General features: G+C 63.0%; 11 protein-coding genes. 3 read left to right on the top strand and 8 right to left on the bottom strand.

Annotation, left to right across the window (positions count from 1 at the left end):
* The first annotated feature begins 62 nt into the window (after positions 1–62).
* A complete protein-coding gene (locus KO538_RS09490) occupies positions 63–2,213 on the top strand; it encodes an FUSC family membrane protein (RefSeq protein ID WP_219328109.1) in 2,151 nt (716 codons plus the stop codon).
* Between the two features lie 95 nt (positions 2,214–2,308).
* Positions 2,309–4,261, top strand: coding sequence for a phosphatase PAP2 family protein (locus KO538_RS09495; protein ID WP_219328110.1), 1,953 nt, complete (start codon positions 2,309–2,311; stop codon positions 4,259–4,261).
* Positions 4,262–4,266: 5 nt separating this feature from the next.
* On the opposite strand, the gene KO538_RS09500 is transcribed toward KO538_RS09495, so the two are convergent.
* The 6 genes from KO538_RS09500 to KO538_RS09525 form a co-directional block, all read right to left on the bottom strand.
* Positions 4,267–6,216: a S9 family peptidase gene (locus KO538_RS09500; protein WP_257620242.1), complete on the bottom strand. Its 1,950-nt coding sequence runs from the start codon at positions 6,214–6,216 to the stop codon at positions 4,267–4,269.
* Between the two features lie 67 nt (positions 6,217–6,283).
* Complete coding sequence (locus KO538_RS09505) at positions 6,284–7,756, bottom strand: amino acid permease (RefSeq protein WP_034745575.1); 1,473 nt, start codon at positions 7,754–7,756, stop codon at positions 6,284–6,286.
* A gap of 286 nt (positions 7,757–8,042) precedes the next feature.
* Positions 8,043–9,473, bottom strand: a complete 1,431-nt coding sequence (locus KO538_RS09510; protein ID WP_219328111.1) for an amino acid permease — start codon at positions 9,471–9,473, stop codon at positions 8,043–8,045.
* Between the two features lie 129 nt (positions 9,474–9,602).
* On the bottom strand, positions 9,603–10,061 hold the full coding sequence (locus KO538_RS09515) for a RidA family protein (RefSeq protein WP_034745569.1): 459 nt from the start codon (positions 10,059–10,061) through the stop codon (positions 9,603–9,605).
* A 254-nt stretch (positions 10,062–10,315) separates the two neighbouring features.
* Positions 10,316–11,899: an ABC-F family ATP-binding cassette domain-containing protein gene (locus KO538_RS09520; RefSeq protein ID WP_219328112.1), complete on the bottom strand. Its 1,584-nt coding sequence runs from the start codon at positions 11,897–11,899 to the stop codon at positions 10,316–10,318.
* Between the two features lie 152 nt (positions 11,900–12,051).
* The gene (locus KO538_RS09525; protein ID WP_219328113.1) at positions 12,052–13,164 is read right to left on the bottom strand and encodes an NADH:flavin oxidoreductase/NADH oxidase; all 1,113 of its coding nucleotides are present in this window, start codon (positions 13,162–13,164) and stop codon (positions 12,052–12,054) included.
* 160 nt (positions 13,165–13,324) lie between these two features.
* Here KO538_RS09525 and KO538_RS09530 point away from each other — a divergent pair, with 160 nt between their 5' ends.
* The gene (locus KO538_RS09530) at positions 13,325–13,888 is read left to right on the top strand and encodes a glycine zipper 2TM domain-containing protein (RefSeq protein WP_219328114.1); all 564 of its coding nucleotides are present in this window, start codon (positions 13,325–13,327) and stop codon (positions 13,886–13,888) included.
* A gap of 6 nt (positions 13,889–13,894) precedes the next feature.
* Here the strand turns inward: KO538_RS09530 and KO538_RS09535 are convergent, their stop codons facing one another.
* Both KO538_RS09535 and KO538_RS09540 read right to left on the bottom strand, forming a co-directional pair.
* Entirely contained in the window at positions 13,895–14,404 is a 510-nt protein-coding gene (locus KO538_RS09535) for a DUF1993 family protein (protein WP_219328115.1), read from the bottom strand.
* 99 nt (positions 14,405–14,503) lie between these two features.
* Positions 14,504–15,472: a DUF2167 domain-containing protein gene (locus KO538_RS09540; RefSeq protein ID WP_257620243.1), complete on the bottom strand. Its 969-nt coding sequence runs from the start codon at positions 15,470–15,472 to the stop codon at positions 14,504–14,506.
* Positions 15,473–15,509 lie beyond the last annotated feature (37 nt).

Below are 15,509 nucleotides of genomic sequence, written 5' to 3' on the forward strand. Positions count from 1 at the left end.
GGCGCCGCATCGGAGACCCCGGTGCGGCGCCTCTTTCTGTGCCCTGCCCACAAGGTAATCCCATGCACTACGCACTGAACCTGCGCACCTTTATTTACAGCCATTATTTTTACCTGGGCTTGCGCGTGGCCATCGGCCTGGTCGGCCTGGCCTTGCTGACCCAGGAAATCAGCGACAGCGCCACGGCCATGACCGTGTGCATCGGCGCCCTGTGCACGACCCTGATGGACATGCCCAGCCCGCTTCGCCACAAGTTCAACGAAATGCTCGCTTCCGTGCTGCTGTGCAGCGCCGTGACCTTATTGATCAGCCTGTGCGGGCCCGTGCAGTGGCTGTTGATGATGGTGCTCGTGCTCGTCAGTTTTCTCGCCAGCATGATGGTGGTGTACGGCAAGAAATCCATGCCCTTGCAACTGGCCGCCCTGTTCATCATGACCATGTCGATGGAGCATCAGATGACGTGGCAGCAATCGTTCCACCACGCGGGCCTGTTCATGCTGGGCGGCTTGATCTATCTGGCCTATGCCATGGCCATCGCCTGGGTCTTGCGCCACCGCATCAAGCAGCAAGTGCTGGCCGAAGCCCTGTTCGAACTGGCCGCCTACATCGACATCAAGGCCGATTTCTACGACACGCGTTTCAATCTGACGGAACAGTTCAACAAGCTGGTACGCCATCAAAGCATCCTGGCCGACCGCCAGCAGGCGTCGCGCGATTTGATTCTGCGCAGCCACAAGAACAGCAAGGATGCCATCGTCGTGCAGGTGCACGTCTGCATGCTCGATCTGTATGAACTGATACTCTCGACGCACACGGATTACGCGCTGCTGCGCCAGCACCTGGCCGACTCCGACGTGCTGAAATCCCTGCACGACCTGGCCTATAAAGCGGCGCGCGACATCGAATCCGTCGCTTACGCCGTCACGCGCAAGCGCGCTTCGTATGCGCAGATCAGCTATGACAAGGAATGGGCCGACATCGAAGCGGAAATTGCCCGCCTGCAGGCAAAGGGGGACAGTGCGCAGGAAGCGCTGGCGACCTTGCGCGCGCAGCGCAACAAGATCCGCGCCATTCTGAAAATGATCGCCGAGCTGCACCTGGCCAGCCAGAAAGTGTATGACAACGTGCCGTTCTGGAGCGGCGCGGACATGGCACCATTCCTGTCGCAGCAGAAATACGAGCTGAAGACCCTGCTGGCCAACCTGCGCCTGGACTCGCCCGTATTCCGCTTCGCCCTGCGCGTGTCGATGGCCATTTCCGTTGGCTTGCTGATCGGCCACTGGCTGCCGTATGCGGCGCACAGCTACTGGATCGTGCTCACCATCGTCATCATCCTGCGCCCCACGTTCAGCATGACGCGCCAGCGCCGCGCCGACCGCATCATCGGCACCATCATCGGCTGCGTGGTCACGGCCATCGTGATCCGTTTCGTACACAGCAATATCGTGCTGATGGCCATCCTGTTCCTCTCCATCGTGGCCACGCCCACCTTCATCTATTTGCGCTACCGCTACACGGCCATTGCCGTGAGCCTGATGATTTTGCTGCAAATGCATTTGGTAGCGCCCAGCAACCCGAACCTCGTCAGCGAGCGCCTGATCGACACCCTGATCGGCGCGGCAGTGGCCACCGTATTCAGCTTCGTGCTGGCCAACTGGGAATACCAGAGCCTGCCGCGCCTCGTACGCCAGGTACTGAACGTGAACCTCAGCTATATGCAGGCCAGCTTCGCGCTGCTGCAAGGGAAATGTTTCGATGACTTCGCCTACCGCATCGAGCGCAAGCGCTTGATGGACAGCCTGGCCGCGCTCAGCTCGGCGCTGGTGCGCATGCTCGACGAACCGGCCAGCAAGCAGCGGGCCGTGGAAGACATCAACCTGTTCATCGTGCAAAATTACTTGCTGGTCGCCCACGTGGCGGCGCTGCGCTCGATCCTGGGCCGCCATGCCAGCCAGCTGCCCGTCGCACCCGTCAACGCCCTGCTTGGCCACAGCCATACGCAAGTGTGCCTGACCCTGTCGCGCGCGCTCGATCAGCTCGACAACAAAGCCGCCATCAGCGCCCCGCTGGCGGCCCCTGCCGCACCGCCCGTGAGCGAAGTGGACTGGTCGGGCTGGCCGCTGGTCAAAAGACGCATCCGCCTGTTGCAGGCCGATGCCGACAAGATCGTGGTGCATAGCGCGGCGATCGTGCATATCGTGGCCCCAAGATAATTTTTTGGGAGCGCCCTGGCGCAAGTGGTGTCATCAGGAGGTCATCTGGCCTCTCTATGCTGCCATGGTTTTTCCACTTCCAGCCAAGGTCATCCATGCACGCATTTCCCCTGAGCCGGCGCCTGCCGCTGGCGCTGGCCATCAGCGCCGCCCTCGCCCTTGCCGCCTGCGGCGGTTCCGACCACCAGGAAGCAGCGCTCGTCATTCCCGCCGCGCCCGCCGACCAGGGTGCGCCCGACACGGCGCCGCCATCGGCCACGGCCATCCCCTTTGTCGACAATATCGCCAGCAATCAGCGCGGCGACGCGCGCTACGCCACAGCCGCCACGAATGCGGGCGTGCGCGTACTGGCCGGCATGCTCGACATCTGGAAACCATTGACGGAAATCGTCGATGCCGGCGTCTCGGCGCCGGCCGTGGACGGCTTCCCTGCGGTCGTGCCTTCCGCCTGGACGGGCGTGCCCAACGATGGCACGCCGGGCGGCACCATCGTCAATACCAGCGTGCACAATGCGAACATCGATTTCGTCGTCAAGGCCACGACCAGCCGCACGCCGGCGCAGGAACTGGCCGCCTACCTCGATGACCGCCGCGGCAAGGGCTACAGCATCACCGACGGCATGGGTCCGCTGACGGACGCCTGGCGCAGCGCGGCGCGCCAGACCACCAGCATCACAGACATTGCGCCGGATGCGACAAGCAAACTCTACAACGACAGCGGCAGCAACACGGGCGTGGCGGGCAGCGCCAATGCCGAGTTCGGCAATGTGGTGGGCCTCGTCAACGCCATGGGCAACAATGGCTCGACGGAACCGGCCAAGCGCTTCTACAAATATGCGCGCCCCTTCCGCTGGAGCAGCAACGTAGCCGTGATCCCGGCCCTGCTGCCGGCCAGGAGCGCCACGCCCGCCACCGATGGCGGCTTTACCAGCGGCCATTCGGCCGAAGCCGTGCGCGGTGCACTGGGCATGGCATATGCCTTGCCCGAGCGCTACCAGGAAATGGTGGCGCGGGGCCTGGAACTCGGTGAAAACCGCATCATCGCCGGCATGCATTCGCCGCTCGACGTGATCAGCGGCCGCGTGCAGGCGCAAGCCATCGTCGCCGCCAACCTGCTCGACCCGGCCACGGCCGCCACCAAGGCCGCCGCCGTAACGCAGGCGCACACGACCCTGATGGCGAAAACCGGCACCACGGCCGACACTTTCTACGACTACGCCCATTCGGACAGCAGCGCCAACGACCGCTTTTCGGACTACGCCAGCACCAAGGCCGCCTATATCCGCCGCCTGACCTTCGGTTTCGCGCAGATGGGCGCCGCCAATGCGCCGGCCGTCGTGCCGAAAGGCGCGGAAGTGCTGCTGGAAACGCGTTTGCCGTATCTGTCCGACGCGCAGCGCCGCGTGGTGCTGAAAACAACGGCCTTGCCATCGGGCTACCCGGTGATGGACGATGCTGAAGGCTGGGGCCGCTTGAACCTGTTTGCCGCCGCCGACGGCTATGCCGTCTTCATGGGCAATGTCGTCATCAGCATGGATGCGGCCAAGGGCGGCTTCTACGCCGTCGACCGCTGGCGCAACGACATCGGCGGCACGGGCAAGCTGAACAAGCAAGGCACGGGCACCCTGAAGCTGGGCGGCAACAATAGCTGGAGCGGCGGCACGCAGCTGGAAGGGGGCCGCCTGGAAGGCTTATCGGCCACGGCCTTCGGCAAGGGCGACGTGTATGTCAGCGGCGGCACCCTGGTCGGCAATGCACCGTCCGGCCTGGCGCTGGCCGGCAAGTACACGCAGCTGGCCACCGGCAATCTGGAATTGAAGCTGGGCAGCGGACAGCAAGGCCGCCTGAGCGTGGCGGGCCAGATGACGGTGGCGGGCGGCAGCCTGAAGGTGACGTTCCAGAACGGCTACAAGCCGGCCGCCGGCGACACCCTGACCGTGCTGCAGGCCGCCAGCCTGAAAGGCAAGTTCGACAGCATCACCGCCGATGGTTTCAAGGTGACGCCAACGTACACGGCAACGGGCTTGCAGCTGCGCCTGGATGTATAAGCGAGCTACTTGAGGTAGCGCTCAAACCAGCCGACGGTGCGCTTCTGCAAGTCGCGCTGGTGCTCGGGCTTGCGGAAGGAATGGCCTTCGCCGTCGTAGATGAACAGGCTGGACGGCACGCCCATGGCGCGCAAGCCATGCCAGAATTCCAGCGACTGGGCGGCCGGCGTTTCCACGTCGCGCTCGCCCACGTAGATCAGGGTTGGCGTCTTGGCCGCCTTGATCGATTCGATCGGCGAAGCCTTGCGGTAGACGGCCGGATCGTCATAGGCGGAGGCGCCAAAGAACGGGATCATCCACTGGTTGATGCCGTTCTGGCCGTAATAGCTGATCCAGTTCGACACGCCCGCGCCCGCCACGGCCGCCTTGAAGCGGTCGCTGTGCGTGACGCCCCACATGGTCATGAAGCCGCCATATGAATGGCCGATCAGGCCCAGGCGCTCGCCATCGACGGGCGCCACTTTTTGCACGGCGTCGATGCCGGCAAGAATGTCGCGCCAGTCGCCGCCGCCAAAGTCCGCCATGTTGGCACGCGTAAAAGCCTGGCCCTGGCCAAAGCTGCCGCGCGGATTGGGCAGGAAGACGAAATAGCCTTTTTGCGTCAATTCGTGGATCAGGGTGCCCGCGCCCACGTAACGGGGCGAAGCTGCCGCACCCGGGCCGCCATGCACGTTGACGACCATCGGGTAACGCTTGCCGGCGTCCGTCTTCAACGGCCCCAGCAGCCAGCCCTGCACCTTGTATTGCTCGTTGTTCCAGCCCACGTTTTGCACCGTCAGCTGCGGCGCAAAGCCGTCATTGTCGCGCGTGATCTTTTTCAGCTGGGCCACCGGCCCGGCCACCAGGTAGGAAGCGTGCGTAAAATCTTCCTGTGCGGCGGCCGCTTGCAAGCCATCGGCGCTGAACGACAGACGGCCATCGCTGCCGCTGCTGCTGATTTCTCCGAGCAGCACGGGCTGGGCCGGACCCGTTTGCGCATCGACGGGTACCAGCGCCAGCTGCGAATCGATCAGGGCCGTTGCCAGCAAACGGGCGCCGCGCCAGACGACGCCATTGAAGGTGCCGCGATAGTCTTGTGTGAGATTGCGCGGCGTGCCGCCAGCCAGCGGCACCGTATAGATATCGCCGCCGATGGAGCCGAAATCGCTCATCAGGCCGCCGATGAAGACCACCGTCTTGCCATCGGGCGAGACCGAAGGCAGGTTCAGCTGCATGGCCGGCGACGCGATCACGCGCAGGGCGCCCGTGGCCGCATCGATATGGCTGAGTTTGGCGACCCACCAGTTGCTGTCGCCATTGCCCTGCGCGCTGGTGGCGACAAAGCCGCGGCCATCGGGCGTCCAGCTGTATTCATACACATAGGTGTCGTTTGGCGACAGCAAGCGCAGCTCGCCGCCGCTGGCAGGCACGACGGCGATGCGCTGGGCGTCGTCTTCGCTGCCCACTTCACCCACCTGGCGCGCGCCCGCCTCCACGGCGCCGGCCAGCTTGCGCGCGCCGACCGTGGCCAGCAAGGCCAGTTGCTTGCCGTCCGGCGACCAGAGCGCCGTGCTGGCCACGCCCTTGATGCTGGTCAACGTTCGGACTGGCGTTTGCGACAGGGTGGCCAGGTACAGCTGCGCCGTGCCCGCCTTGGCGTCGTAGCCGATGAAGGCCAGCTGTTTGCCATCTGGCGACCAGCTGGGCTTGTCGTAGGAACACATGGCACACGGATCGAATTGCTGCACGATGGCGCCGTTGGCGGCGTCGCGCACGACGATGGCAGCGTGCGGGCGCTGCGCTTGCTCGCCGGCCTTGTTCGATTCGATGGCAGCGATGCGCTGGCCATTGGCCGACAGGGCCACAGCGCGGTAATCGCGCAATGCCGGCCCGGTTGCAGCGGCGGCCTGTACCGTGGTGCCCAGAAGGCTGCTTGCCAGCAAGCCGCAGGCGGCCAGATCAGTTATTTTCATCATGTAAATTCCGGTTAGAAATAAAAAAAACCGCCGGCAAGCGCGGCGGTTTTGGATGGAACAGACTGCATTAGCGGGCCTTCTTGCCCAGGTGCGAATGCCGCATGCTGTACAGGAAGTAAATGGCCACCGTCACCGTCATCCAGATACTAAACACGACAAACGTCGTATGCGGCAAATCGCGCATGATGTACAGGCAAGCGAGTACGCTCAGGCCGGGGATCACATACGGGCCGAACGGCACGCTGAAGCCTTCGATGCGGTTCGCGCCCTGCTTGTGGCGCAGCACGGGCACGGCGATCGACACCACCATGAAAGCCGTCAGGGTGCCGATGCTGACCATGTCCCACAGGTAAGTCGCATCGATGGAACCCGCCACCACGGCCACGACGAGGCAAACGATGATGGTATTGCTGACCGGCACCAGGGTGCGCGGGTGGATCTTCTGGAACGATTTCGGGATCAGGCCGTCGCGGCTGACGGCAAACAGGATGCGCGTCTGGCCATAGATCGTCACCAGGGTCACGCTGAAGACGGAAATGACGGCGCCGGCCGACAGCACCAGCGCGGGCCAGGTCTTGCCCGTCACGTTTTGCAGGATCACCGCCAGGCCCGCTTCCTGGCCTTCGAACAGCTTGGCCTGTTGCGCACCGAGGGCGGCCACGGCCACCAGCAAATAGAATACGGTGACGATCAGCAAGCCATACAGGATGCCGCGCGGCACATTGCGCTTGGGGTCTTTCACTTCGTCGCCCGCCGTCGCCACCGTATCGAGGCCGATGAAGGAGAAGAAGACGGTGCCGGCCGCGGCCGTCACGCCCGTCATGCCGGCAAAGCCCTTGCTATTGTCGGTATTGAAGAACGGCACGAAGTTGTCGGCGTTGAAACCGGAAAAGGCAATGGCAATGAAGAATACGAGGATGGACAGCTTGATGATGACCATGATGGCGTTCATCAGCGCCGATTCCTTGGCGCCGCGCAACAGCAGGAAACCGCACATGCAGATCAAAAAGATCGGCGGCAGGTTGATGTGGCCGGCATGAAACTCCATGCCATGCGGGCCGGAAACGATCATCGGCGTGCGCAGCATCTCGGGAATATGCCAGCCAAACGCATTTTCCAGGAAATTGTTCAGGTAGGACGACCAGCCGATGGCCACGGCACTGCCCGCCAACCCGTATTCGAGCAGCAGACAGGCGGCCATGATGAAGGCAAGAAACTCACCGACGGTGGCGTAGGCAAACGAATACGAGGAGCCGGAGGCGGGGATGCGGAACGACAGCTCCGCATAGCACAAGGCCGTCAGGCCGGCCGTGATGGCGGCGATCAGGAAAGACAGGACGACCGAAGGACCCGCCTTGGGCACGGCTTCGACCATGGTAAAGAAAATGCCCGTGCCGATGGTGGCGCCGACGCCAATCATGGTGAGGGAAAACAGGCCGATGGATCGGCTCAAGCCACTGCTGCTGAGGCCTTCACCATATTCGACCGTGGTATCGATCGGCTTGGTGCGGCAAATTTTCTGGACCAGGGTTTGGCTCACTAATATTCCTTTATGAGGCACACATATTCGTATGACGGGTAAAAACAAATAGCGCTCCGGCCCTACCTGGCAAAAAACCGGAAAGATCGCGTCCATTTTCAAAACTAAGCGATTATAGGGCTTTCACCGGCACAGCCAAACAGAACTTTGATGCATGGAAACAACGCCAGGCGTGCGCCGCGTAATGCGCATAGGCGCTAGCGGAGCCTGAGATTGCCGAGATGAAAGAAAAAGCGCGCCGCTGCAGGGCAGGGGCGCGCTTCTGGTTCAGCTCAGTTCAGCTGAATTACTTCTTGCCGTGCGGCGCATCGGCCGGCGACCAGCCTGCCTCGTAGCCTTGCGGCACGTCGTCGCGGCCCTCTTTCGGCGCCAGGCCCAGCACGTAGTACAGCACCGTCAGCAGGATCAGCCAGGCCGGTCCCACCATCAGGGCGATGCGCGTATCGGGGAAATACGCCATCAGGCCGATCACCAGCGCCAGGAAAGCGAGCGAAATCCAGGAGCCATACGGTGCGAACGGCATGCGGAAGGCCAGGTTCTTGATTCCCAGCGGCGTCAAGGTCTTGCGGAACTGGATCTGCGTGACGAGGATCACGCCCCAGGTCCAGACGGCGCCGAAGGTGGAAATCGAGGTGACCCAGATAAACACTTTTTCCGGCACCAGGTAGTTCAGCAGCACGCCCAGCAGCAGCGCGAAGACGGACACGAGGATGGCGCGGCGCGGTACGCCGCTGGCCGTCGTTTCCGCAAACGCTTTCGGCGCCTGGCCTTGCAGCGCCAGGTTGTACAGCATGCGGCCCGTGCTGAAGATACCGCCATTGCACGACGACAAGGCTGCCGTCAGCACGACGAAGTTGATGATGCCGGCGGCCGTCTTGATGCCCAGGCGTTCGAACGTCATGACGAAGGGGCTGCCGGTGGTGCCGATTTCATTCCATGGGTATATCGACAGGATGACGAACAAGGCGCCGACATAGAAAATCAAAATGCGCCAGAACACGGAATTGATGGCGTCGGGAATCGATTTCTTCGGGTTGGCCGCTTCGCCAGCCGTGAGGCCGATCATTTCCACGCCCAGGTAGGCAAACATCACCATCTGCAGCGACATCAGCACGCCCTGCGCGCCATTCGGGAAGAAGCCGCCATGCGTCCACAGGTTCGAGATACCGATGGCCACGCCATCGTTGCCCAGACCGAAGACGATCATGCCCGTGCCGCCGATGATCATCAGGATGATGGTGACGACCTTGATCAGGGCGAACCAGAACTCGAACTCGCCGTAGGCTTTCACGGCCAGCAGATTGATCGCGCCCATGGAACCCAAGGCCGCCAGGGCCCAGATCCAGCGCGGCGTGTCGGGGAACCAGATGCCCATGTAGATGGCGACGGCGGTAATTTCCGCCACGCAGGTGACCAGCCACAGGAACCAGTAGTTCCAGCCCGTCAGATAGCCTTGCAGGGGACCCAGATAATCCTGGGCATAGCGGCTGAAGGAGCCGGCCACGGGATTGTGCACGGCCATTTCGCCCAGTGCGCGCATGATCATGAAGATGACCGCGCCACCGATGATGTACGACAGCATGATGCCGGGACCGGCCATCTTGATGGCGTTGCCGGAACCCAAAAACAGGCCCACGCCAATCGCGGCGCCCAGCGCCATCAGGCGGATCTGCCGCTCGCCCAGGCCGCGGTGCAAGCCTTGTTCACTCGTTTTCATTACGTGTCTCCGTTTTTTTCTTGAATACACCGATCCCTCCACCCCAATGGCGGTTCCGCTCTTGCTGGAAAGGAGGAAAAGGCGCGCCGGCGGCAAGCGCCGGCATGCTCATGTGGTCAGGCTACTGCGTCAGGCCAGTTCAGCGATCAGCTCGATCTCGACGCAAGCGCCCAGCGGGATTTGCGCCACGCCGAAGGCGGAGCGCGCGTGCTTGCCGCTGTCGCCGAAGACTTCGACGAACAGTTCCGAGGCGCCATTGGTCACCAGGTGCTGTTCCGTGAATTCGGAGGTGGAATTGACCAGGCTCATGACCTTGACGATGCGCTTGACCTTGTTCAAGTCGCCGCCGCACGCGTCTTGCAGGGTGGCGATCAGTTCGATGGCGATGCCGCGCGCGGCGATCTTGCCTTCTTCCGTCGTGACATCCTTGCCCAGTTGACCAACCCAGACCTTGCCATCCTTCTTGGCCAGGTGGCCGGACAGGAAGACGGTATTGCCCGTGCGCGCATGCATCACGTAGGCGGCAGCTGGCGCGGCAACGACTGGCAGTTCAATGTTGAGGGCCTTGAGTTTTTCGTAAAACGACATGCTATTTCTCCAAGAAAACAATATAAGCGAAACCAGAATTCATGCACGGCAGGGCACGGAGGATGACGCCCTGGCAGCGCGGTAGTGACCGACAACAGTGCCAGATTAAACGTCATCATATTGGTGAACCAGCAGTTTTAGTTCACAAATAGGCCCGGTTATTCAGTGGATTATACCGACAATCAAACAAAATTCAGCATCAGTTCATGAAGCATGCTCTACAGGCATCGAGCGTGACTTTTTTCATTAAATTGTCACTTGTGCAATGTCAAGCCCTCGGGGTCAAGGTTTATCGCATCCAGAAATGCCTGGTCGTGCGAAACCACAAGTAACGCGCCCCGATATTGCAGCAGCATCTGCTCCAGCGCCTGCAGGCTGGCCAGGTCCAGATGATTGTCGGGTTCGTCTAACAGCAACAGTTGCGGCGGCGCCTGCGCATACAACTCGGCCGCCAGCGCCACCTTCATGCGCTCGCCACCGCTGAGTAAGTGGGTGGGCATGGTGGCGCGCGCGCCGGCAATGCCCAGCAGCGCCAGCCGCGTGCGCAAGTCCCCTTCCGCCATCGTGCTATTGCGTTCCTGCAAGCGCTGCACGGCGCTCCATTCGCCGTCTTGCAGTCCGGCATGCTGGTCCAGCCAGGCCACCCGCGCATGGCACAGCACCTCGCCGCTGGCGGGCGCCAGCTGTCCGGCGATCACGCGCAGCAGGGTCGACTTGCCGCTGCCATTATTGCCCGTCACGGCCAGGCGGCGCGGGCCGCTGATGACCAGGCTCACAGGCTGCGCCTGGCCATAGGGCAAGACCACGTCGCGCAGTTCCAGGATCAGCTTGCCGTTCGGCACGGCGCTGTCGGGCGCCAGCAACAGCCGTTCAGCCTCGGGCGCGCAGCGGGCGCTGGCGTCCATCACCCGTTGCTGGCGCGCCTGCTGCGCCTCTTGCGCGCGCAGGCGCAACTTGCCTTGGCTATCCTGGCTTTTCTCCTTGCGTGCGTCGAGCAGCAGCTTGCTTTGGTTGCCTTCGCGCCCCTCGCGCTCACCACGCACCACCCGTTTCTGCTGGCGTTCGGCTTGCTGCTGCGCGTCGCGCTGTTCGCGTCTGGCGTCCGCCTTTTCCGCCTGCAGGGCGGCAGCAAAACCGGCCTGTTCCAGCGCGCGCTGCTGTGCATACATCGCGTAATTGCCTCCATAGCTGCGCAAGCCCTGGCTAGACAGCTCGACGATTGCATCGACGTGCTCGAGCAAGCCGCGGTCATGGCTGACCAGCAGCAAGCCGCCCGGCCAGCGCGCCATCTGCGCCACCAGGCGAGCGCGCTGCTGTACGTCGAGATGGTTGCTCGGTTCATCGAGCACCAGCCAGTCCGCCTGCGACAGCCAGGCGCCCTGCAGAGCGATGCGCTGGCGCTCGCCGCCGCTCAGGCTGGCCGTTGGCGTAGCGGCATCGACATGGCGCAAATCGAGCGCATCGAGCGCCTGGCGCAAACGGGTGTGGGCATCCCAGCGCTCTCCCACGAGCGCATAGTCGGCTTCATCGACGCTGCCTTCGACGATGCGCGCCAGCGCGGCCAGCAAGTCGTCCATGCCGGCGAGCGCCGCCACGGTGGGATAGCGCTCAGGATCGAGCTCCTGCGCCACGTAATGCACGCGGCCGTCGCAGCGCACGGCGCCGGAAGACGGCTGCGCCTGGCCCGCCAGCAGGCGCGCCAGCACACTCTTGCCCACGCCGTTATCGCCGACGAGGCCGATACGTTGCGGGGCGAAGCTAAATTGCAAATCGAAAAACAGGGTGCGGCCATCGGGCAGCACAAAGGACAGACGGTCGAGTTGTAGTAATGCGGGCATGGATACTCCTTGAGCAAGGCTGGCGAACCCGCGCGGCGCTATGCGCTGTGGCGGGATGGGCGAGGCCGTGCACAGCACGGCAGTATCAATGGCGCATGTCGAAGCGTCCTGGAGAAATGGGAAAGAAGCGTCAGTGTAGCAGAGCCGTTCCCTTAGCGCTGCCCCAACGTCGTGTCGCCGAACAGGTTCTTGAATTCACGCGGCTGCGAACGCCAGTACTGCGGCGGCGCCTGCACTTGCGCACCCAGCTGGGCCGCCGCATGCCAGGGCCAGCGCGGGTCGAACAGGATGGCGCGCGCCAGCGCCACCATGTCGGACTGGCCGTTGACGATGATGTCCTCCGCCTGCTGCGCTTCCGTGATCAGGCCCACGCTGATGGTGGGCAAACCGCTGTCGCGCTTGATGCGTTCGGCAAACGCCACCTGATAGCCGGGTCCCACGGGAATTTGCTGCTGCGGCGAAATGCCCCCGCTGGAGACGTGGATGAAGTCGGCGCCCAGCTGCTTGAGTTCCTGCGCGAAACGCACGCTTTGCTCGATTTCCCAGCCGCCTGCGACCCAGTCGGTGGCGGAAATGCGCACGCCCACGGCCACCGAGTCAGGCACGGCGGCGCGCACGGCTTCAACAACTTCCAGCGGAAAACGCATGCGGTTTTCCAGGCTGCCGCCATACGCATCCGTACGCTGGTTGGACAGGGGAGACAAGAACTGGTGCAGCAGATAGCCGTGCGCCGCATGCAGTTCGATGCCTTCGATGCCGAGCGCATGCACGCGCTGGGCGGCCGCGACAAAGGCGCCCTTCACTTGCAGCAAGCCCATCTCGTCCAGGGCGATCGGCACGGTTTCGCCCGGTGCATGGGCGATGGCGGACGGCGCCACCGTTTGCCAGCCGCCCTCGGCCAGGTGCACGCAGGAACCACCCTGCCAGGGCGCGCGGCTCGACGCCTTGCGTCCCGCATGGCCCAGTTGCACCACCAAAGGAATCGGCGAGTGGCGGCGGATCGCCTGCACCACGTTGGCCAGCGCAGTCTGGTTCGCGTCCGACCACAGGCCCAGGTCTTCGGCCGAGATGCGTCCCTCGGGCGAGACGGCCGTCGCTTCCGTCATCAGCAAGCCCGCGCCGGACAGGGCAAGGTGGCCCAGGTGGATCATGTGCCAGTCGGTGGCGTTGCCATTGTCAGCCGAGTACTGGCACATGGGCGCGATGGCGATGCGGTTGGCCACCTGCAGCGGTCCCAGGGCATACGGCGTGAATAGCTGGCTCATGGCGGACTCCGGAAAAGGGGAAGCACCGATTCTACTGTGCTTTGGAAAGCGCGGCTTACACCTGCTTACGTTTGATACAGCGCAAGGGCTAGCCTTGGACAGGCGAGGCCGCTAATCTGGACACATCAATAACACCCGCAGTACCACCCCAGGAGAACACATGAACACGACGACTACCGCCAGCCGCATCCACCCTTTGATGGCCGGCGCCGCCATTTCCGTGACGGTCCTGTGCCTGGTCGGCGCGGCGTCCATCGCCGGCATCCTGCCCAATTCGCGGGCGAATGTGCCGGCCGTGCCGGCCGACGTGGCCGCCATGACGCCGGCCAGCGCCGCCGCCCTGGCTGCGCCCGCGGCTGCACCGGTGGCCGCGCCTGTCGTCGCGCAAGCCGCCCCGGCACCAGCCCCGGCGCCTGTCGTGCACAAGCGCGTCGTGCACCACACGCAAGTGGCGCAAGCGCGCCCTGCCTACAATGACAACAACGATGGCTACCGCGACACAGCCTACCGCGAACCCGTGCGCCAGCCGCAGCCAGTGCCTGCGCCGGCACCAGCACAACCGAACTACGTGGGCATCGGTACGGGCGCCGTCATCGGCGGCTTGATCGGCAATCAGGTCGGTGGCGGCCGCGGCAAGGCGCTGGCGACGGTGGCCGGCGTGATCGGCGGCGGCATGCTGGGCAATGCGGTGCAGAACCAGGTGGAACAACAGCCGCAACGCTAAGCAGTTTCAGTCGTATGGTCCCAGATAGTCGAGCTTGCCCACGGCCACGCCATTGTTTCTCAGGATGGCGTGGACCATGGAAACGTGGAAATAGAAGTTCGGCAAGGCAAAACTGAGCAGGTAATTATCGCCCGAGAATTTTGTCCCTTCGTCGGTCCAGTTCAGCACGACTTCCTTCTGCGCACTGCCCGCCATCTGGCCCGCATTCACGCTGTCGATGTAGGCGATGGTGCTGGCGATGCGTTCCTGCAGCTGCTCGAAGGACGCTTCATTATCCTCGAACTTCGGCGCCGGCACGCCGCTCAGGCGCTCGACCGACATCTTCGACGTATCGCTGGCGCGCTGCACCTGCGCCGTCAAATCCAGCATGTCGGGCGCCAGCTGCGCGCCCAGCAAAATCTCGGGCACGATGCCATCTTCCTCTACGTGGGCTTGCGCTTTTTCCAGCAGGGACGAGACGACCCGCAAGCCGCGGATGAAGACGGGAATGGTTGCCTGATACATGGACACGGACATGGCGGACTCCTGATAGTGAACGATGAGCCAGTGTACCCGAGGCGCTGTTTTCGGACAGCGCGCCCGTGTGCGTCAGCGCACCGAGCGGCCCAGTTGCTTTTACTTGTCCAGGTTGACCTTGCCGTCCGGTAAATGCGCTGGCTGTTCAACGGACTCCTGCGGCTGTATCGGCGCCGGCTTCTCCTTGCGCTTGCCAGTGAAAAATTTGACGATGGCCGCACCGCCGCCCACGACGGCCAGGAGCAGCACTTTCTTGAAAGCCAGCAGCAGCGCCAGCAATTTGCCAAACAGGCCCAGCTTGCTGGCTACGCCACCGGCCACCAGCGCCGCCAGGCCATACTCGGCCACCTTGTCCGTCTTGCTGTCGAAATCCGTGTAGCGGTTACCGTCGGTAAATTCCGTGAACGCCGTCACTTGCTGCATTTCCTGTTTGATCGTCGCGATCTGCTGCATGCTGGCGATCGCGTTCAGGTTCAGCACGCCTTCGCGGCCCAGCACGCGCACATTGTAGTTCAGCGAATGCTCGCCGCCATCGACCATCAAATCCTTGGCCCAGTACAGCTTGTGCGTATCCTTGGCATAGCTGGGTTTTTCCGCCCAGCCCATCAGATGGATGCCTGGGTAACCCTGCTTCTTGCGCTCCGCATTGTTTTCCAGCACGGATGCCTGCATATCCTTGAGCAATTCATCGTATTTGATGCTGTCCGCATCGTCATCCTTGATATGCCCTTCCTTTTCATACGTCACCACCACGCCCCAGCTATCACGCTCGAGCACGCTGGTCTTGGCGGGCACGATCATGCCCAGCGATTCCATGCCCGGTGGATTGCCCCAGGCCTCGACCAGCACGCGCTCGGCGTCCGCCGGCGACAAATAACGGAAGCTGGCGGGCAAATCCAGGGTGGCGATACCGCCTGGCAAGGTGATCTTGCCGCGCTGCAGGTGCAACTGGGCAAGGAATTGCTCGGCCGTCATTTCCGTTGCGGCAGCCTTCTCTTCGGCAGGGGCGGCAGCCGTCAGGCCGGTGAGGGTCAGGCACAGCAGGGCTGTCAGCAGGCGTTTCAACATGATCGGTCCAAAAAATTGCAAAGGGTAAATATTTTAA

The organism is Janthinobacterium sp. NKUCC08_JDC, assembly GCF_019345575.1.
Taxonomy (GTDB): Bacteria; Pseudomonadota; Gammaproteobacteria; order Burkholderiales; family Burkholderiaceae_D; genus Janthinobacterium; species Janthinobacterium aestuarii.

What these genes read in the sequence shown, in the direction of transcription:
- KO538_RS09490 (WP_219328109.1), top strand. Translation starts at nt 63, where the DNA reads ATGCACTACGCACTGAACCTGCGCACCTTTATTTACAGCCATTATTTT.
- KO538_RS09495 (WP_219328110.1), top strand. Translation starts at nt 2,309, where the DNA reads ATGCACGCATTTCCCCTGAGCCGGCGCCTGCCGCTGGCGCTGGCCATC.
- KO538_RS09500 (WP_257620242.1), bottom strand. Translation starts at nt 6,216, where the DNA reads ATGATGAAAATAACTGATCTGGCCGCCTGCGGCTTGCTGGCAAGCAGC.
- KO538_RS09510 (WP_219328111.1), bottom strand. Translation starts at nt 9,473, where the DNA reads ATGAAAACGAGTGAACAAGGCTTGCACCGCGGCCTGGGCGAGCGGCAG.
- KO538_RS09515 (WP_034745569.1), bottom strand. Translation starts at nt 10,061, where the DNA reads ATGTCGTTTTACGAAAAACTCAAGGCCCTCAACATTGAACTGCCAGTC.
- KO538_RS09520 (WP_219328112.1), bottom strand. Translation starts at nt 11,899, where the DNA reads ATGCCCGCATTACTACAACTCGACCGTCTGTCCTTTGTGCTGCCCGAT.
- KO538_RS09525 (WP_219328113.1), bottom strand. Translation starts at nt 13,164, where the DNA reads ATGAGCCAGCTATTCACGCCGTATGCCCTGGGACCGCTGCAGGTGGCC.
- KO538_RS09530 (WP_219328114.1), top strand. Translation starts at nt 13,325, where the DNA reads ATGAACACGACGACTACCGCCAGCCGCATCCACCCTTTGATGGCCGGC.
- KO538_RS09535 (WP_219328115.1), bottom strand. Translation starts at nt 14,404, where the DNA reads ATGTCCGTGTCCATGTATCAGGCAACCATTCCCGTCTTCATCCGCGGC.
- KO538_RS09540 (WP_257620243.1), bottom strand. Translation starts at nt 15,472, where the DNA reads ATGTTGAAACGCCTGCTGACAGCCCTGCTGTGCCTGACCCTCACCGGC.